At 71.7% G+C, this 21592-nt stretch carries 21 protein-coding genes; 13 read left to right on the top strand and 8 right to left on the bottom strand.

Annotated elements, in window-relative coordinates; all coding sequences use genetic code 11:
* Nucleotides 1–30 precede the first annotated feature (30 nt).
* The 5 genes from OG595_RS39355 to OG595_RS39335 are packed head-to-tail and all read left to right on the top strand — an operon-like array spanning nt 31 to nt 6437.
* Entirely contained in the window at nt 31–2040 is a 2010-nt protein-coding gene (locus tag OG595_RS39355) for a B12-binding domain-containing radical SAM protein (RefSeq protein ID WP_329280702.1), read from the top strand.
* Nucleotides 2037–3053 (top strand): multinuclear nonheme iron-dependent oxidase, encoded by a 1017-nt coding sequence (locus OG595_RS39350; RefSeq protein ID WP_329280700.1) that lies wholly within the window; start codon nt 2037–2039, stop codon nt 3051–3053. Before OG595_RS39355 ends, OG595_RS39350 begins: the two co-directional genes overlap by 4 nt.
* Complete coding sequence (locus tag OG595_RS39345) at nt 3050–3823, top strand: hypothetical protein (RefSeq protein WP_329280699.1); 774 nt, start codon at nt 3050–3052, stop codon at nt 3821–3823. The genes OG595_RS39350 and OG595_RS39345 overlap by 4 nt, the downstream gene beginning before the upstream one ends.
* A 26-nt stretch (nt 3824–3849) precedes the next feature.
* Nucleotides 3850–5793, top strand: a complete 1944-nt coding sequence (locus tag OG595_RS39340) for a RiPP maturation radical SAM C-methyltransferase (RefSeq protein WP_329283535.1) — start codon at nt 3850–3852, stop codon at nt 5791–5793.
* Nucleotides 5790–6437 carry a DUF5825 family protein gene (locus tag OG595_RS39335; protein WP_329280698.1) on the top strand — a complete coding sequence of 216 codons (648 nt, stop codon included), beginning with the start codon at nt 5790–5792 and terminating at the stop codon, nt 6435–6437. Before OG595_RS39340 ends, OG595_RS39335 begins: the two co-directional genes overlap by 4 nt.
* On the opposite strand, the gene OG595_RS39330 is transcribed toward OG595_RS39335, so the two are convergent.
* Nucleotides 6402–7169 (bottom strand): Stf0 family sulfotransferase, encoded by a 768-nt coding sequence (locus OG595_RS39330; RefSeq protein ID WP_329280697.1) that lies wholly within the window; start codon nt 7167–7169, stop codon nt 6402–6404. The two genes, OG595_RS39335 and OG595_RS39330, sit on opposite strands and share 36 nt — an antisense overlap.
* 278 nt (nt 7170–7447) lie before the next feature.
* Between OG595_RS39330 and OG595_RS39325 the strand changes: the two genes are divergently transcribed.
* The 4 genes from OG595_RS39325 (at nt 7448) to OG595_RS39310 (ending at nt 11103) form a co-directional block, all read left to right on the top strand.
* A complete protein-coding gene (locus OG595_RS39325) occupies nt 7448–8332 on the top strand; it encodes an alpha/beta fold hydrolase (protein ID WP_329280695.1) in 885 nt (294 codons plus the stop codon).
* Nucleotides 8332–9090 carry a maleylpyruvate isomerase family mycothiol-dependent enzyme gene (locus OG595_RS39320; protein ID WP_329280692.1) on the top strand — a complete coding sequence of 253 codons (759 nt, stop codon included), beginning with the start codon at nt 8332–8334 and terminating at the stop codon, nt 9088–9090. Before OG595_RS39325 ends, OG595_RS39320 begins: the two co-directional genes overlap by 1 nt.
* Before the next feature lie 129 nt (nt 9091–9219).
* A complete protein-coding gene (locus OG595_RS39315) occupies nt 9220–10707 on the top strand; it encodes an MFS transporter (RefSeq protein WP_329280690.1) in 1488 nt (495 codons plus the stop codon).
* Nucleotides 10708–10779: 72 nt separating this feature from the next.
* Nucleotides 10780–11103 carry a DUF6332 family protein gene (locus OG595_RS39310; protein WP_329280687.1) on the top strand — a complete coding sequence of 108 codons (324 nt, stop codon included), beginning with the start codon at nt 10780–10782 and terminating at the stop codon, nt 11101–11103.
* Here the strand turns inward: OG595_RS39310 and OG595_RS39305 are convergent.
* The 3 genes from OG595_RS39305 to OG595_RS39295 form a co-directional block, all read right to left on the bottom strand.
* Complete coding sequence (locus OG595_RS39305; RefSeq protein ID WP_329280685.1) at nt 11064–11729, bottom strand: response regulator transcription factor; 666 nt, start codon at nt 11727–11729, stop codon at nt 11064–11066. The genes OG595_RS39310 and OG595_RS39305 overlap by 40 nt on opposite strands.
* Nucleotides 11726–12976, bottom strand: coding sequence for a sensor histidine kinase (locus OG595_RS39300; RefSeq protein ID WP_329280681.1), 1251 nt, complete (start codon nt 12974–12976; stop codon nt 11726–11728). Before OG595_RS39300 ends, OG595_RS39305 begins: the two co-directional genes overlap by 4 nt.
* Nucleotides 12977–13104: 128 nt before the next feature.
* Nucleotides 13105–13806, bottom strand: a complete 702-nt coding sequence (locus OG595_RS39295) for a TetR/AcrR family transcriptional regulator (RefSeq protein ID WP_329280679.1) — start codon at nt 13804–13806, stop codon at nt 13105–13107.
* Nucleotides 13807–14009: 203 nt separating this feature from the next.
* Here OG595_RS39295 and OG595_RS39290 point away from each other — a divergent pair, with 203 nt between their 5' ends.
* Nucleotides 14010–14465 carry a nitroreductase family deazaflavin-dependent oxidoreductase gene (locus OG595_RS39290; RefSeq protein ID WP_329280677.1) on the top strand — a complete coding sequence of 152 codons (456 nt, stop codon included), beginning with the start codon at nt 14010–14012 and terminating at the stop codon, nt 14463–14465.
* 67 nt (nt 14466–14532) lie between these two features.
* On the opposite strand, the gene OG595_RS39285 is transcribed toward OG595_RS39290, so the two are convergent.
* The gene (locus OG595_RS39285) at nt 14533–15744 is read right to left on the bottom strand and encodes a geranylgeranyl reductase family protein (RefSeq protein WP_329283534.1); all 1212 of its coding nucleotides are present in this window, start codon (nt 15742–15744) and stop codon (nt 14533–14535) included.
* A gap of 135 nt (nt 15745–15879) precedes the next feature.
* Here OG595_RS39285 and OG595_RS39280 point away from each other — a divergent pair, with 135 nt between their 5' ends.
* Nucleotides 15880–17235, top strand: a complete 1356-nt coding sequence (locus tag OG595_RS39280) for a dipeptidase (protein ID WP_329280676.1) — start codon at nt 15880–15882, stop codon at nt 17233–17235.
* A 22-nt stretch (nt 17236–17257) separates the two neighbouring features.
* Here the strand turns inward: OG595_RS39280 and OG595_RS39275 are convergent, their stop codons facing one another.
* Nucleotides 17258–18316, bottom strand: a complete 1059-nt coding sequence (locus OG595_RS39275) for an NUDIX hydrolase (RefSeq protein ID WP_329280674.1) — start codon at nt 18314–18316, stop codon at nt 17258–17260.
* 144 nt (nt 18317–18460) lie between these two features.
* Nucleotides 18461–18664: a hypothetical protein gene (locus OG595_RS39270; RefSeq protein WP_189148552.1), complete on the bottom strand. Its 204-nt coding sequence runs from the start codon at nt 18662–18664 to the stop codon at nt 18461–18463.
* Nucleotides 18665–18783: 119 nt separating this feature from the next.
* On the opposite strand from OG595_RS39270, the gene OG595_RS39265 reads away from it, so the two are divergent.
* The gene (locus OG595_RS39265) at nt 18784–19218 is read left to right on the top strand and encodes an ester cyclase (protein ID WP_329280672.1); all 435 of its coding nucleotides are present in this window, start codon (nt 18784–18786) and stop codon (nt 19216–19218) included.
* A gap of 126 nt (nt 19219–19344) precedes the next feature.
* On the opposite strand, the gene OG595_RS39260 is transcribed toward OG595_RS39265, so the two are convergent.
* Nucleotides 19345–20301, bottom strand: coding sequence for an ROK family protein (locus tag OG595_RS39260; RefSeq protein ID WP_329280669.1), 957 nt, complete (start codon nt 20299–20301; stop codon nt 19345–19347).
* 223 nt (nt 20302–20524) lie between these two features.
* Between OG595_RS39260 and OG595_RS39255 the strand changes: the two genes are divergently transcribed.
* The gene (locus OG595_RS39255; RefSeq protein WP_329280667.1) at nt 20525–21589 is read left to right on the top strand and encodes a LacI family DNA-binding transcriptional regulator; all 1065 of its coding nucleotides are present in this window, start codon (nt 20525–20527) and stop codon (nt 21587–21589) included.
* Nucleotides 21590–21592 lie beyond the last annotated feature (3 nt).

The following is a 21592-nucleotide window of genomic DNA, read 5'->3' as shown; positions in this document are numbered from 1 at the left end:
GACGGGACCGGTGGGACGAGGAGGTGGGTCGTGCCGTCCAGCAAGTCGGCGGACCCTTCCCGCACCGACGTCCTGTTGATCTTTCCGCCGCAGACCGAGGCCAGGTTCTTCCCGTATCTGAGCCTGCCCTACCTGACCGGCCACCTGCGCCGCCGGGGCCGGCGGGTCCACCAGGCCGACTTGAACATCGCCGTGCTCCACGAGCTGCTGCGATGTCCCGCGCTGCTGGACGACGCGGTCCGCGCCCAGGACACGGGCGACGACGGTACGGCCATGAGCGACTGGTACCGCCGGGCGGTGGCCGATGTCTTCGCCGGGCACATCGGCGAGCTGCGTGCCCATGTCCTGCACAAGGAGTCAGCCGGCGAGCTGGGCCCCGACCGCGCGGTCCGGCTCGCCACCCTGGCCTTGGAACTGCTGGTCCGCGACACCTTCCTGGTGCGGACCTGGGAGGACCTCGACCGGCTCGACGAGGCCGTACGCCGGGCCGCGGACCGGCCGCCCGCCGCGTCGGGCGTACCGGTCGGGTCGCTGCACCGTCTGGTGACCGGGCTGCTCGGCCGGCATCGCCCCCGGGTGGTCGGCCTGTCCGTGGCGTTCTTCAGCCAGCTCGCGCCCGCGCTGCTGATCGCCGCCTGGATCCGGCGGCTGTCGCCGGACACCCGGATCTGCCTGGGCGGCCAGCAGGTGATGCTCCGTCACGACAGCCTCTCCCGGCTGCCCGGAGTCCGGGAAACGGTCGACGCCCTGTGCCCGACCGCCGGGGAACAGCCGCTCGAACGCTGGCTGGACGCGCTGGACGGAACGGTTCCGCTCGACGCCGTGCCCGGCATGACCTGGCTGCCACGTTCCGGGGCCGGGCAGCGCACGGGGCCCGCAGTGACCCTGCGCTTCCGTGACCTCGGACCACCCGACTTCGACGGGCTGCCGTTCCGCTCCTATCTCAACGACGCCCTGGAACTCGCGATCGTCTCGTGCGTCGGCTGCTACTGGGGGCGGTGCGCGTTCTGCTCGTACGGCAACCGGTCGCTCCCGCAAGGCCGTTACCAGCAGGGCACCGCGTCCCAGATCGCCGACGCCGTGGAGGCCGTGGTCCGCGCCACGGGCACCCGGTACGTGTCGGTCGCGGACGAGAACACCAACCTGCGGCTGATCCTGAAGGCTATGCGCGCGGCACGCGAACGCGGCATACGGGTCCGGTTCGGCCTGCGCAGCCGGCTGGAGACCGCCCTGACCGACCCGGGGTTCTGCCACGAACTCGCCGAGGTCGGCTGCGCGATGATCTCGGTCGGCTACGAGGGGACCTCGCAGCGCCTGCTGGACCGCATGGAGCGGGGCGTGCGCGCGGCCGACTACCAGCGGATCCTCGACAACCTCGACGCGGCGGGCATCACCGTCCGGTTCACCGTGATGGGCCAGGTCCTGGACGAGACGCCGGACGAGTTCGAGGCATCGCTGCGCTTCCTCGTCGACAACGAGCGGCGGATCGGCATCGACGCGCTGGAGCTGATGGTGGCGGAGCCCGGCAGCAGACTCGTGGGCAGCCCGGAGGACTACGGCCTCGCCCTCGACACCTCCGACCGCCTCGCCGGCAACCCCGAGCTCAGCTACCTGGCCGGCCGGGTCGGCCACCCGCTGGCCGTCCACGGCGGCCCGTCGCGCACCGAGGCACTGGACCGGCTGGTGCGGATCTTCCACACCGTCAGACCGGGCCGTACGAACGGTCCGGCACCCTCGCCCCCCGCCCCGAACGGCAGTCGCACACACGTCGTCGCGGCCCTGCGCCCCCACACGTGGGTACGCACCGTGCCCGCGTACGCCGACGACCGCACGGCGGACCGCGTCACCCTCGCCGACCTCGTCCGGGAGCGGTTCTACGCGCTCCCCCGCGCCGACGTGGAACAGCGCGCCGACGGCCTGCTCACGGCCCGCACCGCCCGCGGCGGCCGACTGCTGGCCAGCCTGGCCGACGCGGCGGCGGGCACCCCCGACCCGGCACATGCAGCCGACCCGGCCCCCTCAGCCAGGAGCACGTCATGACCCAACCGCCGCGCACCGCACCTGGCGGCGCCCCAACCGTCACCGCCACCGAAGCCCCGCGCCGGATGGGCCTGGGGGTCCTGATGGACATGCCGTGGGGCGGCGGACGCCTCGGCAGGCGCGGGATCGGATTCGTGGAATGCGACGACGGCGGCGGAGACCTCACCGACCGGGTCCGCGCCTTCCTGCACCGCCACGGCGGCGACTTCGCCTACTCGGCCCTCGCGTTCCAGCCGCGCTCGCGCGCCCGCGTACGAACGGCCGACTACGTGCGCGCGTACGACCGCTTCTTCGAGGCGGTGCCCGCCGGTACGGCCCGCGCCTTCCACCAGACCGAGCTGAACATGGGCACACCCGAGCGCTACGACCGCCGCCCGGCCGCCGAGTTCACCAACGAACTGTCCGCCCGCTACGGCTTCTCCTGGGTGGTCGAGGACCTGGGCATCTGGAGCCTGCGCGGCATACCGATGCCCTATCCGCTCCCGCCGCCGCTGACCGAGCCGGGCCTGGAGATCGCCACCCGGAACGTGGCGGAGGCGGCCCGGCTGCTCGATCCGCCGCTGCATGTCGAGTTCCCCGGCTTCACCGAGGGCGGCTCGTTCGTGCTGGGGCACATGGACGCCTTCGCGTACTTCGCCCGGCTGGCGGAGGACGCCGACGTGTGGGTGACGCTCGATGTCGGCCATCTGCTCAGCTACCAGTGGCTGAGAGGACGTACCGGAAGCAGCATGTACGACGGGATCGAGGCCCTGCCCCTCGCCCGTTGCCGCGAACTGCACCTGTCGGGCTGCCAGATCGTGGGAGGCAGGTTCCGCGACCTGCACCACGGCGTCCTGCTGGACGAGCAGTTGGAGCTCACCGAGTATCTGCTGCCGCGCTGTCCGAACCTTCTCGGGGTGTCCTACGAGGACCCGATGTACCGGGAGGACGGACAGCTCGTCGACAAGTCCCGGCGGAACTACGCGCGGCTGCGGGACCTGGTCGCCGACTGGCAGCGCGGGGAGGCCGCGTGACCACGGTGGAGCCGGGCGCGTCGCTGGACGGCGAGCGGCTGACCGACCTGCTCATGCGCCTTCTGCTGGACGCGGACCTGCGGGCCCGGCTCGCATCCGAGGGCGCCGGTGCCGTGGCGGCGGACCCCGGCGAGCTGGAGTGCCTGGCCTCCGTCGACCTGGCCGAACTGGACACCACCGCACGGAGGTTGCGCTCCCAGGTCTGGCGGCCCGGCAGCGGTGGCAGCCTCGCGACCACGTTCCCGCGCAGCCTGCGGCTGCTCCAGGACGCCGGTGCCACGGAGTCCGGCCTGCTCACCGGTTTCCTCGCCTCACCGTACTTCGGCCGGTTCCGGCTGATCCCGTACACCGCTCCCGGGTTGTCGGCGGAGGAGGCGTTCGCGTCCTACCTGCTGGACGGCGCCGGGGCGGGGCCGCTGCGCGACACCGTGACCCACGAGCTGATGATCGCCCTGTTCACCGCGCTGACGTGCGAGCAGCCGCTGTCGTTCGTGATCGAGGCGGAGGGAATCGTCCCCACCGACCGGGGCCACGCGGCCGTGCGTGCGTACACGGCGGCGTCCGTGGCCGCCTGGGGAACCGCTCCGGACGGGCGTCCTGGCGTCGAGGACACCGAGCACGCGGGAGCAGTGCAGTACGCGTACTTCACCACGTCCGCCGGGCTGGCTCACGGCGTGGTGTCCGGGCGGGTGGCGGCGGCCTTCGAGGCCGAACCGTCGGACCGGCGCGAGACCGCGCGGCGGGCGCTGGCCCGCCGTGGACTGTGGTGACGGGGAGAGGAACCGCCTTGCACATCGTGTTGGTGGACATGCCGTGGTCGTCGCTGGACGCGCCGTCCCTCGCGCTCGGCATTCTCAAACGCCGCATCCTCGACGTCTTCCCCGACGGCGCCGCGGACGTCGAAGTGGTGCACGCCAACCTCGACTTCGCCGACTGGGTGTCCGCTCGTACGGAATACGGCTTCGAGGAGTACGAGTTCTGCTCGACCTCGTACTTCTCCGGACACAGCGAGTGGATCTTCTCGGCCGCGCTCAACGACCAACCCCGTTGGCGGGTGGCCGAGTTCACGGAACACTTCGGCGAGAAGATGCCGGAGCACATGCTGGCCAAGGCGCGCGAACTGCACGAACTCGCACCGCTGTTCGTCCGGGAGACCGCCGCCAAGATCGCTGCCACGGCGCCGGACGTGGTCGGCTTCACCACCACGTTCGCGCAGAACGCGGCGGCCCTGGCCGCGGCCCGCGTGGTCAAGGAACTGGCACCCGACACCACCACCGTCTTCGGCGGCGCGAACTGCGACGGCCCGCAGGGCGCCGCGCTGCACCGCAACTTCGAGTACGTCGACTTCGTGGTGCGCGGTGAGGGCGAGATCGCGTTCCCGCGCCTGCTCGCCGCGCTCCGCGACGGCGACGCCGACGACCTCGCCGCCATCCCCGGCCTGTGCCGCCGCGATGCGCGGGGCCGGTCCCTGGCCCATCCCATGAACGCCGCCCCGCTGCCCCCGGGAGCACTGGTCACCCCGGACTACGGCGACTACTTCGAGCGGCACGCGGGGTCCACCGCGGGCGGCTGGGTGGAGCCGCGGCTGGTGGTGGAGGCCTCACGCGGCTGCTGGTGGGGCGAGAAGCACCACTGCACCTTCTGCGGTCTCAACGGCTCGTTCATGGAGTTCCGCAGCAAGGACCCGAGGCGGTTCGTGGACGAGATCCTCGGCCTGGTCGAACGCCACCGCGTGCTCGACGTGTGGGTCACCGACAACATCCTCGACATGGCCTACCTCAACTCCATGGCCCCGCTCCTCCAGGAGAGCGGGTACGACCTGCGCCTGTGCTACGAGATCAAGTCGAACCTGCGGCGCGAGCAGCTGGCGACCCTGTTCGCGGCCGGAGTCAGCTACGTGCAGCCCGGCGTGGAGAGCCTCAGCAGCCGGGTGCTGAAACTGATGGACAAGGGGGTGACCGGCTGTCAGAACGTACGGCTGCTGCGGGACGCGGAGACCGTCGGGATCAACCTCAGCTGGAACTACCTCTACGGCTTCCCCGGGGAGACGGAACAGGACTACGACGAGATCGTCGACCAGCTGCCCGCACTGCACCATCTCGGACCGCCGGCCAACTCCACCCGCCTGAAGGTCGAACGGTTCAGCCCCTACTTCGACCGGCCGGAACTGGGCTTCGGCGAGCTGCGGCCCGCCTCGCACTACCAGCACATCTACGACCTGCCGGAGGCCGAACTCGCCGACCTGGTCTACATCTTCGACTCACCGAACCGGGGCATCGCCGGCAGCTGCCTGGACCGGCTGCGCACGGCCGTCGCCGACTGGACGGGCGCGTACCCGCGCAGCCGCCTGACCCACTGCGACCTCGGCGGGCACATCGTCCTGGTCGACACCCGGCCGGACTTCTCCTGGCGGCTGCTCGACCTCACGGACCCGTTCGAGGTGACGGTGTTCCGGCTGCTCGACGCGCCGCACAGCCTGTCGGCGCTGGTGCGCAAGGCGGCTGCCCGGTGTGCGGAAGCGCGGGAGTCGGCCGGGGAGGTGACGGAGGAGCGCGTCACCGACCTGCTGGCGCACTGGCGCGACCTCGGCCTGGTCTTCGCCGAGGGCGGTCACTACGTGCAGGTCGCACCCGCCGTGGCCAACCAGGACCTGCTGCGGCTCGACGGCGCCGGACTGCACGGGGACGGCACGTCGCTGGTCCCCGCCCTGGCGGCCCCGGCCGGAGGAGACACCCGGTGAAGCCGGAACTGACCCTGTGGAAGGACCGCGATCCGGCGGCCATGCTCCTGCCCGGCATTCACTGCGGCACCCTCGACGGGCCACCGGACGACCCGGTGGACGCCGTCGCACGACTCGCCTCCTCCGGCGTCCAGTTCGTCCAGGTGCGCGAGCCCGTGGACCTCACCGATCCGGACGGCGCGTCCGCGGTCGCGGTGCTCCTCCTCGTCCGGGAACTCACCAGCCACGGCATCGCGGTGGACTGGACCCTGCGCATGGCCGACCCGGCCCAGTGGCGGGCGCTCAGCCATCTGCACCCTCCGGCAGGCGTCTTCCGCGGCTCCACGGGAGAGGAGAACGAAGAACCTGTGGTCGCCGCGTGGCGCGGCTCGTTCCACATCGCGAAGTGCGGCTACCGCCGTGGCCCCGGTTTCCTGGAGATCCGCGACCACCGTTGGGACTCCTTCCGGCGCCTGGTCGTCAACGCTCCCCGGAGCGCGGCGTTCCAGGGCCTGCTGGACGGCGTCCCGGCGGTCGCGTCGGCGTCGGCGGAGCGGGTCCTGGAGCGTCACCTGCGCGAGAACCTGCTCCATCGCGTCGGGCGCTACTTGTGGTGGACGCCGTACCGTCTACGACGCTGGCCGCTCAGCACGACGATCCCGTAGGAACCTCTCGACCCACCGTTCCGTCAACTCGTCGGTCTGGCGCCTGATCCCAGGAGCCGGTACCGAGGCGGGCGCGCCGACACCGAGGAAGTCCAGGCAGCCCAGCACGCCTGCCTCGTAGTCGGCGACCATGTCCTCGTAGACGACGGTATGCGGGGTGACGCCGTGCCGGCCGAAGTAGTCCTCCCAGACCGACGCGTCGCGGTCGAGGAGCCGCAGACGCCGGCGGATCTCCTCATGGCTGTAGCGGGGAGCGGCGCGCGTCCTCCCCTCGGGCAGAAAGGTCCCGTCCAGGATCCATACGCCGGTCTGCTCGGCCATGGTGTACGACACGGCCTGCCGCACCCGGTCCCTGCGCTGGATCCAGATGTACCGGGGCGCCTGGAGGATGTCGTACGGGTCGACCTCCAGGCTCCCGAGGTGCCCCGCGTGGATCCGTAGCCCGAACACGCCGTTGGGGCTGGTCCGGCATGTCATCAGCTGCCGCACATAGCTCGCCGCCAGCTCCTGCGGATCGCCGGAGTCGAATCCCCACCGCTCGAAGTAGTCCAGCACGAAGGGGTCGGCGAAGTAGTCCTCGGCGAAGCCGGCCAGCCCGGTGTGCCACAGGGCGCGGGCGAGCATGTTGCTGCCGCACCGGGGGGTCGACGCGAGCACGTAGCGGACCGGCGGCAGACCGGTGAAGGGAGGGAAGTCGAACTCCGGGCCGTTGGTCCGATAGCGCAGCACCATGAGAACACCTTCGCGCCCGGCACCAGCGGTTGTCACCGGCTCCGTCGCGTTCCGGACAACGTCCCGGGCGAGCGGACCTCGCCGCCACCACACGGACGCCGAAGGAGCCGCCGCCGCGCTCCACCCGCGCACATCGGTCCCGGGAAACAGCCCGGTGACCGAGGAGGGCCGTAGTGCCGAACATGTTCGCCGCCAACGCCCTGTCCGCGGTCCGGTCCGGCCCGGTCCCGCCCAAAACCCGGTTGCCCGGCCGGAACACCGCTGAGAGAGTCATGGTCATGTCTGCCTTCTCCGCGTACGACGGAACCGAGCTGGCCTGCCGTGAACTCGGGGAGGGACTGCCGCTGGTCTGTCTGCCCGGCGGGCCGATGCGGGACTCCGGCTATCTCGGGAACCTCGGCGGTCTGTCCGCACACCGGCGCCTGATCATGCTCGATCTCCGGGGCACCGGCCGGTCGGCGGTGCCGGCGGACCCGGCGTCCTACCGCTGCGACCGCCTCGTCGACGACGTCGAGGCCCTGCGCGAGCACCTCGGCCTGGACCGGCTGGACCTGCTCGGTCACTCCGCCGGCACCAACCTGGCCGTGCTGTACGCGGCCCGGCACCCCGAACGCGTCGGCAGGCTCGCGCTGATCACCCCCAGCGTGGGGGCCCTCGGCGTCACCGTCACCGGCGGGATGCGCATCGGGACGGCACGGTTGCGACAGGGCGAGCCGTGGTTCCCGGAGGCGTTCGCGGCCCTGGAGGCTGTCGTCGCCGGCCGGGCCGGTGCCGACGCCTTCCAGACCATCGCCCCTTTCTGGTACGGCCGTTGGGACGAGACCACCCGCGCCCACCGGGCGGCCGAGGACGGGCAGCGCAACGACGAGGTCGCTGCGGCCTTCACCGCCGAGGGAGCCTTCGACCCGGCCGGCACGCGGACGGCCCTCGCCCGTCTCGCCTCACCGGTCCTCGTGCTGGCCGGGGAGGTCGACGTCAACTCCCCACCGCCGGCGATGTCCGAGCTCTCGGGACTGTTCCCGCACTCCGAACTGGTCGTCCAGCCCGGCGCCGGACACTTCCCGTGGCTCGACGACGCGAAGCAGTTCACGGCAACCACCGAGGCGTTCCTGAGCCAGGGAACCGACTCGGCCACCTCGATCCCACAACGGAGACTGCTTTGATGGAGACCGCGCGCTTCGTGGAAATCCTGGACGTGGAGGGCCAGTTGCTGGCCGACGCCGCCGAGGGGGCGGGGACCGACGCCAAGGTGCCGACCTGTCCGGACTGGCAGGTGCGCGACCTGGTGCGGCATGTGGGCTCGGTCCACCGCTGGGCGACGTCGTACGTCGCCGAGGGCCACACCTCGCCCCAGCGTCTCGGCGACCGGCCCGACCTCGACGGCAGCGACCTGCTGACCTGGTTCCGGGAGGGCCATCGGACCCTCGTCGACACCCTCGCCTCAGCTCCGCCCGACGTCGAGTGCTGGAGTTTCATGGCCGCCCCCACACCGCTCGCGTTCTGGGCCCGGCGGCAGGCTCATGAGACCGCCGTCCACCGGGTGGACGCCCAGTCCGCCCTCGGCACCGCGCCCTCCCCGCTCGCCCCGGACTTCGCCATCGACGGCATCGACGAACTGCTGCTCGGTTTCCACGCCCGCGCCAAGAGCCGGGTCCGCACGGACATGCCCCGGGTACTGCGGGTGCGGGCGACGGACAGGGACGACGCGGTGTGGACCGTACGGCTGTCGTCGGAACCGCCGGCGGCCGAGCGCACCACGGACCGGGCCGATCGGGCCGGCCGGTCGGCCCGGGAAGCCGACTGCGAGGTGACAGGCTCCGCCGCCGCCCTCTACCTGGCGCTGTGGAACCGGCAGCCGTTCCCCGGAGTGAGCGGTGATCCCGCACTCGCCGCCCTGTGGCAGGAGAAGTCCGCCGTCTGAATCCGACCTCTCGTTCCGATCGCGCCGCACTGGTCGCGTTGCCCCGGTCGCGTTGTCCCGGTCACCTCTTTTGCGGCACAAGCATTACATGCACTTGCATTCGATGCATGCGCATGTACTGTCTCTGTCATGACCTCTCCGCTCTACACCCCGGCGACCGACGGACGCTGGACTCCCCGACTGTGGGGCACCCTGCTGGTGCTCTGCGCCGCGATGTTCCTGGACGCGCTGGACGTGTCGATGGTCGGTGTCGCACTGCCGTCCATCGGCTCCGAACTCGACCTCTCCACCTCGACACTGCAATGGATCGTCAGCGGCTACATCCTGGGATACGGCGGACTCCTGCTCCTCGGCGGCAGGACCGCCGACCTGCTCGGCCGCCGCGAGGTGTTCCTCGTGGCGCTCGGCGTCTTCGCGCTCGCCTCGCTGCTCGGCGGGCTCGTCGACTCGGGTCCGCTCCTGATCGCCAGCCGGTTCGTCAAGGGGCTCAGCGCAGCCTTCACCGCCCCGGCCGGCCTCTCCATCATCACCACGACGTTCGCGGAAGGCCCGTTGCGCAACCGGGCCCTGTCCATCTACACCACCTGCGCCGCCACCGGCTTCTCGATGGGCCTGGTGCTCTCCGGCCTGCTCACCGAGGCGAGTTGGCGCCTGACGATGCTGCTGCCGGCGCCGGTCGCCGTGCTCGCCCTGGTCGCCGGCCTGAAGCTGCTGCCGCGCGGCGAACGCGAGAAGGACCACAACGGCTACGACGTCCCCGGTGCGATCCTCGGCACCGCCTCGATGCTGCTGCTGGTCTTCACCGTCGTCCAGGCCCCGGAGGTCGGCTGGGCATCACCCCGCACCCTGTTGTCCTTCCTCGCGGTGGCCGTGCTCCTGACCGTCTTCGTCCGCGTCGAGCGGCGCTCCCCCGGACCGCTGATACGGCTCGGCGTGCTGCGCTCCGGCCCCCAGATCCGCGCCCAGCTCGGCGCACTGACACTCTTCGGCTCGTACGTCGGATTCCAGTTCCTGGTGACCATCTACATGCAGTCCCTGCTCGGCTGGTCGGCGCTGCACACGGCGCTCGCCTTCCTGCCCGCCGGGGCGATCGTCGCGCTGTCCGCCACGAAGATGGGCGCGATCGTCGACCGGTTCGGCACCCAGCGGCTGATCGTGGCGGGCTTCGCGTTGATGATCACCGGGTACGCGCTGTTCCTGCGCGTCAGCCTCGACCCGAGCTACGCCACCCTGATCCTGCCGTCCATGGTGCTGATCGGCGGAGCCTTCGCGCTGGTCTTCCCCTCGCTCAACATCCAGGCCACGAACGGCGTCGACGACCACGAACAGGGCATGGTCTCGGGCCTGTTGAACACCTCGGTCCAGGTGGGCGGCGCGATCTTCCTGGCCGTCGTGACGGCGGTGGTCACCGCGGGCACCCCCGAGAACCCCTCACCGCAGGCCGTCCTCGACGCCTACCGGCCAGGGCTGATCGTCGTGACGGGCATCGCCCTCGCCGGCCTGCTCGCCACGCTCCCCGGTCTGCGCACCCGGCGCCCGGGCCGGTCCGTCGTCGTGGCGAAGTCCACGCAGCAGCAGGGGGAGACCGTGACCGAACGGGTGGCGGCCCACGACTGAAAGGGCCTTTCCAGTGCCCGTGCCCGGCCGGGGTGGCTTGCCCGGCCGGGCACCGCCTGTTTGACTCGGCGGATGGACAACCACGGGGGACACATGGGGCAGGGCCGCACGCGGGACTCCCAGGCGCGCCGGGACGCCGTCACCGTGGAGATCGGATACGCCCTGTGCAGCGCCCTGTTCCTGGCAGTCGTCGTCTTCGGGGTGGTGGCCGGTCCGGCGCTTGCCTTCGAGCTGTCGGACTCCGTGCAGGGCGTCCTCGTCGCCGCGGGAGCGGTCCTGGGAGCCGCCCTGTTCACGGTGCGCGTGGTGAGCGTACTGATCCGCTTCGCCCACGAGAACGACGGCACCGGTGGGACTCAGCCGAGCCAGCCCGGCCGCACCAACCCCGACTCGTAGGCCAGCACGACCAGTTGGGCCCGGTCGCGGGCACCCAGCTTCACCATCGTGCGGCTCACATGGGTCTTCGCGGTGAGCGGACTGACCACGAGGCGCCGGGCGATCTCCTCGTTGGACAGGCCCAGTCCGACCAGGGCCATCACCTCCCGCTCCCGTTCGGTGAGCGTCACGAGGGCGTCGGGGGCGGCCGGTTGCTTGGAACGGGCGGCGAACTCGCCGATGAGGCGCCGGGTGACCCCGGGGGAGAGAAGCGCGTCACCCCCGACCACCGCCCGTACCGCGCGCAGGAGTTCGTCGGGCTCGGTGTCCTTCACCAGAAAACCGGAGGCACCGCAGCGGATCGCCTCGAAGACGTACTCGTCGAGTTCGAAGGTGGTCAGCATGACCACCCTGACGTCGTTCAGCGCCACGTCACCGGTGATCCGGCGGGTCGCGGCCAGCCCGTCCAGCACGGGCATCCGGATGTCCATCAGGACTACATCGGGGCGCAGTTCTCGTACACCGCGCAGCGCCTCCGCGCCGTCCGCGGCCTCCCCGGCCACCTCGATGTCGGGCTGCGCGTCGAGCAGCGCCCTGAACCCCGCGCGGACCAACGCCTGGTCGTCGGCGAGCAGTACACGGATCACCGGTCCTCCTTCACGCTCAGGGGCAGCACGGCCAGCACCCGGAAACCGCCGTCCGCGAGCGGTCCCGCCTCGATCGTGCCGCCGAGGGCGGCGGCCCGCTCCCGCATTCCGGCCAGCCCGTTCCCGCTGCCACCCGCGTCGGCGCCGGTCGCGGGCCCGTCGTCGTCGACGCACAGCGTCAGGGCGCCGTCCGCTTCGTCGACCCGCAACCGCGCGTGCCGCGAACCGGAGTGCCGTACGACATTGGTGAGGGCCTCCTGGACGATCCGGAAGGCGGCCAGGTCCGTACCCGGCGAAAGCTTCGGGGCCGCGCCCCGCACCTCGACGGTCAGCCCCGCGCCCCCCGCCTGCTCCACCAGCTCGGGCAGCCGGTCGAGTCCCGGAGCCGGAGCGCGCGGCGCGTCCCCCGGCGTACGCAGTGCGTCGAGGACCTGCCGTACCTCCCCGAGCGCCTCCTTGCTCGCCGCCTTGATGGTGGTGAGTGCGCTGCGGGCCTGCTCGGGGTCGGAGTCGAGCAGCGCCAGACCGACCCCGGCCTGCACATTGATGACCGAAATACTGTGCGCGAGTACGTCGTGCAGCTCACGCGCGATCCGCAGCCGCTCCTCGTCGGCGCGCCGACGGGCGGCCTGGGCACGCTCGGCGCGCTCCCGGTCCCACTGTTCCCGTCGAACCCGGACCAGCTCGGCGACCGTCACTACGGCCGCCACCCAGGCGGCGACGACGATCTCCTGCCCCCAGGAGGCGGCCCGGTCACCGGACGGCGGCAGCCACCGGTACAGCCAGTGCGCGATCAGTACGTGCCCGGCCCAGAGCATTCCGACGGCCGTCCACGCCGCCCTGCGATGCCCGGCGACGACAGCGCTGAAGCAGCCCAGGGCCACGGTCAGGAAGACCGGCCCGTAGGGGTAGCCGGCGCCGAGATAGACCATGGCGGCCGTGGCCGTGCCGAAGACGACGAGCACCGGGTGCCGCTGCCGCCACAACAGCAGTGCGGAGCCGGCGATGAGCAGGAGACGCGCGAAGAAGTCCAGGTGGGCATGCTCGCCCGCCTGCTGGTCGGCGGCGAACTGCGAGCCCGCGAGCACGAACGCGGTCAGCAGGAGGGTGGAACGCCAGAGCCACCGGCCGATGCGACGGTCCGCTCCGGGCCGGCCTCCCCCGTCCTGGCGCTCCCAATGGAAGGGCCCGCGCTCCCGCGACCGGGGCGGGCCTCCCCCGCGTCCGCGCACACGCTGCTCGTCCATGTCCGACACGCTAGACGGCACTGCCCGGCGACGGCGTCCGCCGGGCGAGGTGACCACCCGTACTTCCCGGGGAGTACGAGGGCGGGGCCGCTCCCTTCTGCTCCCCTCCCCGTTCCCGCCGCTGCTCCCTATTCCTTCTCGGGGAACACCAGCCCCACCCCGTGGGCGATCCGGCCGACGGCGTACCGGAAGAACGTTTCCCGGTCCTCCACCACGCGGTTGAACTGGCCGAACAGCTCGAACCCGACCAGCCCGTACACCTGCGCCCAGGCCGCGACGAGCGCCATCGCCACCTCCGGCGGCAGGTCGGGGGCGAGGTCCGCCGTCAACCGCCCGGCCTCGGGGCGCAGTTCGTCGGGGATCGGGGTGCGTGCCACACCCACGCTCCGGTGGGCGTCGCGCACGATGCCGGTCAGCAGCAGGCCCACCCGGGAAGCGGCCGGCACGGTCGTGTCGGGCGCCTTGTAGCCGGGGACCGGCGAGCCGTAGATGAGCGCGTACTCGTGGGGATGGCCCAGCGCCCACTCGCGCACCGCTTCGCACACCGCGACCCAGCGCCGTTGCGGGCCGGTGTCCGCGGCGGCCGCGTGGGCGGCCTCGGCGGCCTCGCCCAGGGAGTCGTAGGCGTCGATGATGAGAGCGGTCAGCAGGTCGTCGCGGCTGGGGAAGTAGCGATACAGCGCGGAGGAGACCATCCCGAGCTCGCGGGCGACGGCCCGCAGCGAGAGCTTGGCGGCGCCTTCCGCCGCGAGCTGTCTGCGCGCCTCGTCCTTGATCGCCGAGGTGACCTCGATCCTGGCGCGGGCGCGGGCTCCTTGTGCGGTGCTCATGGGGGCGAGTGTTCCATGTTTTCGGAGCAGTGCACACAAACAAGAGCACCGAACAAAAAAGAGAGCAGTGCTCTTGCTTTGGATCACCGATCTCCGACAGACTGCTCTCAAGCGAGAGCAGTGCTCTCGCAAGCAGCACGACAGCGCTCCAGCACCCCCACACTCATTGATGCCAGGACCTGCCCGGTTTCCAGGAGGACACCATGCCGTCACCGTCGACCCACTACATGAAGCCCAAGGCGTTCGACAAAGCCATGAACGGGTTCATCGGCTGGCTCGCCCGCCACGGCGTGAGCCTCATGGGCACCGCCGAGCTCTCCGTGCTCGGCCGCAAGAGCGGCGAGTGGCGCCAGGTTCCCGTCAACCCGCTGCCCTACGAGGGCGGCCCGTACCTCGTCTCGGCGCGCGGCCACTCCGAATGGGTGCGGAACATGCGCGCCGCAGGCGGCGGACGGCTCAAGGTCGGCCGCCGGGTCCAGGAGTTCACCGCGGTCGAGCTGCCCGACGCGGAGAAGCCGGTCGTGCTGCGCACCTACCTCAAGAAGTGGGGCTGGGAAGTGGGCCGCTTCTTCGGCGACGTCGACGTCAACTCCACCGACGAGGAACTGCTCGCCGCCGCGCCGAAGCACCCCGTCTTCCGGATCACCGTCAAACCGTGAAGGCCCCGCCGGACACTTCCCAACGCCCAGGACCTGTCCGGCGAATGTCCAGGGCCTGTCCGAACCCTCAGGGCCGGTCGAGCGCCGTCAGGGCGCGCCCCGCCATGGGGTGGGAGCGCACCAGCTCGCCCAGTGAGGTGGAGCCGCGCGTGATGTCCCGGAAGGCGTTCCACGCGGGGCGGAACCCGGTCAGAGCGGCGTGGAACATACCGGGGCGCCGCTCGAACGCCTTCAGCATGCTCCGGCCGACGGCCATCTCCACGCCGAGCCCCGCCTTGATCGCGAACGCGTAGTTCAGGGCCTGACGACGCGTGTCCACGGCGTCGTGCGCCTCCGCGATCCGGACCGCCCACTCCCCCGCGAGCCGCCCCGAGCGCAGCGCGAACGAGATGCCCTCACGGGTCCACGGCTCCAGCAGGCCGGCCGCGTCACCGCAGACCAGCACCCGGCCGCGGGAGAGCGGCGAGTCGTCGGCGCGGCAGCGCGTCAGGTGCCCGGAGGAGATGCTCGGTTCGAAGCCGGCCAGCCCCAGCCGGGCGATGAAGTCCTCCAGGTACCGCTTGGTGGCCGCGCCCTCACCGCGCGCGGAGATCACACCGACCGTCAGTGTGTCCCCCTTGGGGAACACCCAGCCGTAACTGCCGGGCATCGGGCCCCAGTCGATGAGCACCCGCCCCTGCCAGTCCTCGGCGACGGTCTCCGGCACCGGGATCTCCGCCTCCAGGCCGAGATCCACCTGGTCGAGCTTCACCCCGACGTGTGCTCCTATCCGGCTGGCGCTGCCGTCCGCTCCCACGACGGCGCGGGCGAGGACCGTCTCACCGCCCTGGAAGACGACGGCGACCGTCCGCCGGTCCGGCACCGCCGAGCCGTGCTGCTCGACCCGCGACACCGTGACGCCCGTACGCAGTTCGGCGCCCGCCTTCTGGGCGTGCTCGACGAGCTGCTGATCGAACTCCGGCCGGTTGATGAGGCCGAACAGCATCTGCTTGGAGCGGCGGGTGCGGGTGAAGCGGCCGTTGTTGGAGAACGTGACCGCGTGCACCCGGTCCTGGAAGGGCAGTTCGAAGCCGGGGGGCAGGGAGTCCCGGGAGGGGCCGATGATCCCGCCGCCGCACGTCTTGTAGCGCGGCAGTTCCGCTTTCTCCAGCAACAGCACACTGCGGCCCGCGACCGCCGCCGCATACGCGGCCGAAGCCCCCGCGGGTCCCGCGCCCACCACAACAACGTCCCACACCTGCTGCGCCACGTCGTCCGCCGAAGAGTTCTCGCTGCTCACGATGGTCTGCTGCTCCTGATCCATCCGCCTGCCGCACCTGTTCCCCCGCATCCTACGGCGGGCGTCGCCACAGTCCGCTGTGGGAGGATCACAGGACATCTCTCGTACAACGTCGCACCCACAAGGAGCGTGCCCATGTCCTCGAATCCGGTCGCCGAGACCGTCGCCTCCCTCATGCCGAGGGCACGGGCGGAGCTCACCGAACTGGTGGCGTTCAAATCGGTGGCGGACTTCGAACAGTTCCCGAAGAGCGAGAGCGAGGCCGCCGCGAACTGGGTCGCCGACGCGCTGCGCGCCGACGGGTTCCAGGACGTGGCCCTGCTCGACACCCCGGACGGCACCCAGTCGGTGTACGGCTTCCTGCCCGGCCCCGAGGGCGCGAAGACCGTCCTCCTCTACGCCCACTACGACGTGCAGCCGCCGCTCGACGAGGCCGGCTGGGAGACCCCGCCGTTCGAGCTGACCGAGCGCGACGGCCGGTGGTACGGGCGCGGCGCCGCCGACTGCAAGGGCGGCCTCATCATGCATCTGCTCGCGCTGCGCGCCCTCAGGGCGAACGGTGGCGTGCCGGTCAACGTCAAGGTGATCGCCGAGGGTTCGGAGGAGATGGGCACGGGCGGTCTGCAGCGGTACGCCGAGGACCACCCCGAGTTGCTGGCGGCCGACTCGATCGTCATCGGCGACTCCGGCAACTTCCGGGCCGGTCTGCCGACGGTCACCTCGACCCTGCGCGGCATGACCATGCTGCGGGTCAAGGTCGACACCCTCGAAGGCAACCTGCACTCGGGCCAGTTCGGCGGGGCCGCGCCGGACGCGCTGGGCGCGCTGATCCGCGTACTCGACTCGCTGCGGGCCGAGGACGGTTCGACGACGGTCGACGGGCTCACGGACGAGGCGTCGTGGGACGGGCTCCGCTACGACGAGGAGCAGTTCCGCACGGACGCCAAGGTGCTCGACGGGGTGGAGCTGATCGGCTCCGGCACGGTCGCCGACCGGATCTGGGCGCGCCCGGCCGTCACCGTCCTGGGCATCGACTGCCCGCCGGTGGTCGGCGCCACCCCGTCCGTGCAGGCGAGCGCCCGCGCGCTGGTCAGCCTTCGGGTGCCGCCGGGCGTGGACGCGGCGGCGGCGACCAAGCTCCTGGAGGCACACCTGACGGCGCACACGCCGTGGGGCGCGCGGGTGAGCACGGAGCAGATCGGCGAGGGCCAGCCGTTCCGCGCCGACACCGCCAGCCCGGCGTACGCGGCGATGGCCGAGGCCATGGCGGTCGCGTATCCGGGCCAGGAGATGCAGTACGCGGGCCAGGGCGGCTCGATCCCCCTCTGCAACACGCTCGCGTCGCTCTACCCGCGGGCCGAGATCCTGCTGATCGGTCTGAGCGAGCCGGAGGCCCAGATCCACGCCGTGAACGAGAGCGTGTCCCCGGAGGAACTGGAGCGCCTGTCGGTGGCAGAGGCCCTGTTCCTCCGGAACTACGCAGCGTCCTGAGCCCGCCGGGAGACCCTGCCCGCTACTCCACCTCGGCCTGTCCCACCGCCACCCCCGCCTCCAGGTAGAGGGCGGCGCCCCGCTCGCGTGCCCGCAGCGCTCCGCGCAGACGCTCGTAGCGGACGGGCGGGAGCAGGTCGGCGGCCTCCTCCTCGGTGACGAAGCGCCAGCCGCGCAGTTCGGGGCCGGGCAGCAGCAGCCGCCCGGCCTCGGCGCTGTCGAGCCGCCCGCCGTCGAAGAGCAGGCGCAGTCCGCCGTAGCCGGGCGGCGCGGGCGGTTCCCAGTCGATGACGAGGAGCCGAGGTACGCCGGTGAGGTGGATGCCCGTCTCCTCGGCGACCTCGCGGATGCCCGCGCGCGCGGGTGCCTCGCCCCGCTCGACGACCCCGCCGGGAAACTCCCAGCCGGCCTTGTAGGTCGGGTCGACGAGCAGGACCCGGTCCTGTTCGTCGAAGAGCAGGACCCCGGAGGCCACCGTCTCGCCGGTGGGTTCCGGGGTCTGCACGATGTCGCACACGGGCACCGTCCCGGTGCCGACGGCTTCGGCGATCCGTACGGCCGTCTCGTACGGGGTGAGGGCGCTGGTGTCGACCGGGTGGGCGTCGGCGGTGAGCCAGGAGGCGAGCGCCGTCCGGTACGGCTCGATCTGGTCGTACGACCACTGCCGTACGCGTATCTCTCCGTCCGGGAGGTCCGGTGGGATCTCCCGGGTGGCTATTCGCTCGCGCAGGATCGTTTCCGCCGGGGCGAGGAGCACATGGTGGACCGCGATCCGGCGGGCGGCGAGACCGCCGAAGATCTCGTCGCGGTACTCCTGGCGGAGGAGCGTCATGGGCACCACCAGGGTCCCGCCGAGCTCGGCGAGCATGGCGGCCGCGGTGTCCACGACGAGCCGCCGCCAGATCGGCAGGTCCTGGAAGTCGCCGACCTCGGCGAGGCGTTTGGGCGGCAGCAGGTGCGCGAGTGCGCCGCCGATGACCTCGGGGTCGAAGAGCGTGCTGTTCGGGATCAGATCGTTCAGTTCCCGTGCGGTGGTGGTCTTCCCCGCACCGAACGCGCCGTTGACCCAGACGACGATCACATTTCCCCCTCTTCTGTTGGACCCCTGAGGCTTGCCCGTTCCACCCTGCCACGGAAACCAGATCCAGTTGAGGCCGACGACACAGTGGCGCCGGTGCCCCGTCACACGGGTGCACCGGCGCCACTTCGACCACTTCTGGGCTCGTCAGCCGGTGGTGCTGTCGCCTCCCAGCGCGTTCTCGTCCACGGCCAGGCTGTCGCTGGCGACGGTGTGGTCGAGGGTGCTGAGGGTGTCGTCCACGCTCAGATCACCGAGGGCGTCGGCCCCCAGACCGTGGGAGGGGGTGATCGCCGCGACGACGAATCCGGTGGCGAGGGAGGCGATGGCGAGCATGCTGCGCTTCTTCATGCCCGGTTCAACTGCCGAACCGGGCCCGGGGTCACGGCGTTCGCGCATCGCGTCACATTCCCGGCGGCTGCGCCGTCCTACTGGCTGAGGCACAGTCCACGGACCAGAGGAGAAACGGCATGCCGACAGCCCGGACCACCAGCAACACGGAGACGCTCAACCGCCTGCACTCCGCCGTGAACACCGGCGACCCGGGCATCGTCTCGAAGGCCATCGACGAGCTCGTCGCACCGGACGTGCTCTTCCACGCGCCGGTACCGATGGGCGCGACGGGAGCGGAGGCCCTGAAACGGGTGTGGGAGGTGCTGCTGCGCGCGTTCCCCGACATCCACGTCACCGTCGAGGAGACCGTCGCGGAGGGCGACAAGGTCGTCTCCAGGAACACGGTGAGCGGAACCCACCGGGGCGAGTACCAGGGCCTGCCGCCCACCGGACGGACCGTCGCCTACAGCGAGATCTTCATCTGCCGGTTCGCCGACGGGCGGATCGCCGAGATCCGCGGAGTCGTCGACGTCCTCGCACAACTGCGCCAGCTCGGCGCCCTGCCGGCCTGACGTCGCAGGGCATGACGGGATCTCCTGGCGCGGCCGGGTACCGACACCGCGGCTGCCGCCAGGAGATCCCGTCGTCCGCGTCGCTTCACCGGTGGCCGCCCCGACCGGCCGACCGGCCCGTGGCTCTCAGACGCTCGCCTCGGCCGTGTCGTCCGCCCTGCGCGTCAGGGCCGCCGCTGCCGCGCCGACCAGGCCCGCGTCCGTGCCCATCTGCGCCGGTACGATCTCCAGGCGCTGGACGAACGAGAGCGTCGCGTAGGTCTTCAGGGCCGCGCGCAGGGGCGTGAACAGGACGTCGCCGGCCTTCCCCACGCCGCCGCCGATCACGGCGACGTCGATCTCCACGAGGGTCGCGGTGGCGGCGATGCCCGCCGCGAGCGCCTGGGCCGCCCGTTCGAAGGAGGCCACGGCGACCGGGTCGCCGGTCCGGGCCGCCTCGGCCACGGCGGCGGCCGAGGTGTCGCCGTCGGGGCCCGGCCGCCAGCCGTTCGCCAGTGCGCGGCGCGCGATGTTGGGGCCGCTGGCGATGCGCTCCACACAGCCGCGGGAGCCGCAGGCGCAGGGTTCACCGTCGAGTTCGACGCTGATGTGGCCGATGTGGCCGGCGTTGCCGGTGGGTCCGGGGTGCAGCCGTCCGTTGAGGACCAGGCCGCCGCCGACGCCGGTCGAGACGACCATGCAGAGCGCGTTGTCGTGGCCGCGGGCGGCGCCCTGCCAGTGTTCGGCAGCCGTGATCGCCACGCCGTCGCCGATCAGTTCGACGGGCAGGCCACCGGTCACCGCCCGGACGCGCTCGACGAGCGGAAAGCCGCGCCAGCCGGGTACGTTCACCGGGCTCACCGTGCCCGCGGAGGCGTCCACCGGGCCCGCGCTGCCGATTCCGACGGCCGTCGCGCGGACCCACAGCGGCGATCCGGTCAGCTCGGCGACGACCTCCTCGACGGCCCGCATCACGGTCTCGCCGGCCTCCAGCGCGGGCGTCGGACGCTGCGCGCGCAGCAGGATCCGGCCGTGGCCGTCCACCAGCGCTCCGGCGATCTTGGTACCGCCGATGTCGAGCGAGGCCACGAGGTCGGTGTGCATCAGTGTCAGATCTCCCTGTCAACCATGGCAAAAGCGGGCAGGCCGGTCTGATGGTGGGGGCGCAGGCCGGAGTTGGTGGTGGACAGTGTCCCCTGCATCTGACAACGTTGTCCAGGCTCTATGCTCGACGCCACATCCTCATACACAACCTGGGACGACGCATCCCCCGTACGCCACATGATCCGAAGCATCGCGACGGATCGCCGTGCACCGCCGTCATCCCGTGGACGACAGGACAGGACTGCGCATCGTGGCCGACACCGCCCGCCGCCCGGAGAACCGCTACGGCAACCGTCCGACCATGAAGGACGTGGCCGCGCGCGCCGGGGTCGGTCTGAAGACGGTCTCGCGAGTCGTCAACGCCGAACCGGGGGTCACCCCGGAGACCGAGCGCCGCGTCCAGGAGGCCATCGACGCGCTGGGGTTCCGCCGCAACGACAGCGCGCGGGTGCTGCGCAAGGGCAGTACGGCGAGCATCGGCCTCGTCCTGGAGGACCTCGCCGACCCGTTCTACGGCCCCCTGAGCCGGGCGGTCGAGGAGATCGCCCGGGCGCACGGCGCCCTGCTGATCAACGGGTCGAGCGCCGAGGACCCGGACCGCGAGCAGGAGTTGGTGCTGGCACTGTGCGCGCGGCGCGTGGACGGACTGGTGATCATTCCGGCCGGTGACGACCACCGGTACCTGGAGCCGGAGCTGAAGGCGGGTGTCGCCACGGTGTTCGTGGACCGGCCGGCCGGCCGGATCGACGCCGACGTCGTCCTGTCGGACAGTTTCGGCGGTGCCCGTGACGGGGTGGCCCATCTGATCGCGCACGGCCACCGCCGGATCGGCTTCATCGGCGACATGCCCCGCATCCACACCTCCGCCGAGCGGCTTCGCGGCTACCGTGCCGCGATGGAGGACGCGGGCATACCGGTCGAGGACTCGTGGATGTCGCTCGGCGTCACCGACCCGGAGCGGGTGCGCCGCGCGGCCGAGGAGATGCTCACCGCGCCGTCTCCGGTCACGGCGGTCTTCGCGGGCAACAACCGGGTGACGGTGACCGTCGTCCGGGTCCTCAACGAGCAGCGCCGTCCGGTCGCCCTCGTGGGCTTCGACGACTTCGAACTGGCCGACCTGCTCCGGCCGGGTGTCACCGTGGTCGCCCAGGACGCGGCTCAGCTCGGCCGCACGGCCGCCGAACGCCTCTTCCGCCAGCTGGACGGCACCCTGCTCACCCCGGAGCGCATCGAACTCCCGACCCGTCTGATCACCCGGGGTTCGGGAGAACTGCCGCCGGCGGACTGAGCC

It is taken from the genome of Streptomyces sp. NBC_01451 (genome assembly GCF_036227485.1).
Lineage (GTDB): Bacteria > Actinomycetota > Actinomycetes > Streptomycetales > Streptomycetaceae > Streptomyces.
Note: the sequence above shows the minus strand (reverse complement) of the source record. Positions and strands in the feature narration are given on the sequence as shown.

Coding starts and splice junctions, on each gene's coding strand:
- OG595_RS39315 (WP_329280690.1), top strand. CDS start 9,220: ATGACCTCTCCGCTCTACACCCCGGCGACCGACGGACGCTGGACTCCC.
- OG595_RS39265 (WP_329280672.1), top strand. CDS start 18,784: ATGCCGACAGCCCGGACCACCAGCAACACGGAGACGCTCAACCGCCTG.
- OG595_RS39290 (WP_329280677.1), top strand. CDS start 14,010: ATGCCGTCACCGTCGACCCACTACATGAAGCCCAAGGCGTTCGACAAA.
- OG595_RS39270 (WP_189148552.1), bottom strand. CDS start 18,664: ATGAAGAAGCGCAGCATGCTCGCCATCGCCTCCCTCGCCACCGGATTC.
- OG595_RS39330 (WP_329280697.1), bottom strand. CDS start 7,169: ATGGTGCTGCGCTATCGGACCAACGGCCCGGAGTTCGACTTCCCTCCC.
- OG595_RS39280 (WP_329280676.1), top strand. CDS start 15,880: ATGTCCTCGAATCCGGTCGCCGAGACCGTCGCCTCCCTCATGCCGAGG.
- OG595_RS39295 (WP_329280679.1), bottom strand. CDS start 13,806: ATGAGCACCGCACAAGGAGCCCGCGCCCGCGCCAGGATCGAGGTCACC.
- OG595_RS39300 (WP_329280681.1), bottom strand. CDS start 12,976: ATGGACGAGCAGCGTGTGCGCGGACGCGGGGGAGGCCCGCCCCGGTCG.
- OG595_RS39310 (WP_329280687.1), top strand. CDS start 10,780: ATGGACAACCACGGGGGACACATGGGGCAGGGCCGCACGCGGGACTCC.
- OG595_RS39325 (WP_329280695.1), top strand. CDS start 7,448: ATGTCTGCCTTCTCCGCGTACGACGGAACCGAGCTGGCCTGCCGTGAA.
- OG595_RS39350 (WP_329280700.1), top strand. CDS start 2,037: ATGACCCAACCGCCGCGCACCGCACCTGGCGGCGCCCCAACCGTCACC.
- OG595_RS39320 (WP_329280692.1), top strand. CDS start 8,332: ATGGAGACCGCGCGCTTCGTGGAAATCCTGGACGTGGAGGGCCAGTTG.
- OG595_RS39260 (WP_329280669.1), bottom strand. CDS start 20,301: ATGCACACCGACCTCGTGGCCTCGCTCGACATCGGCGGTACCAAGATC.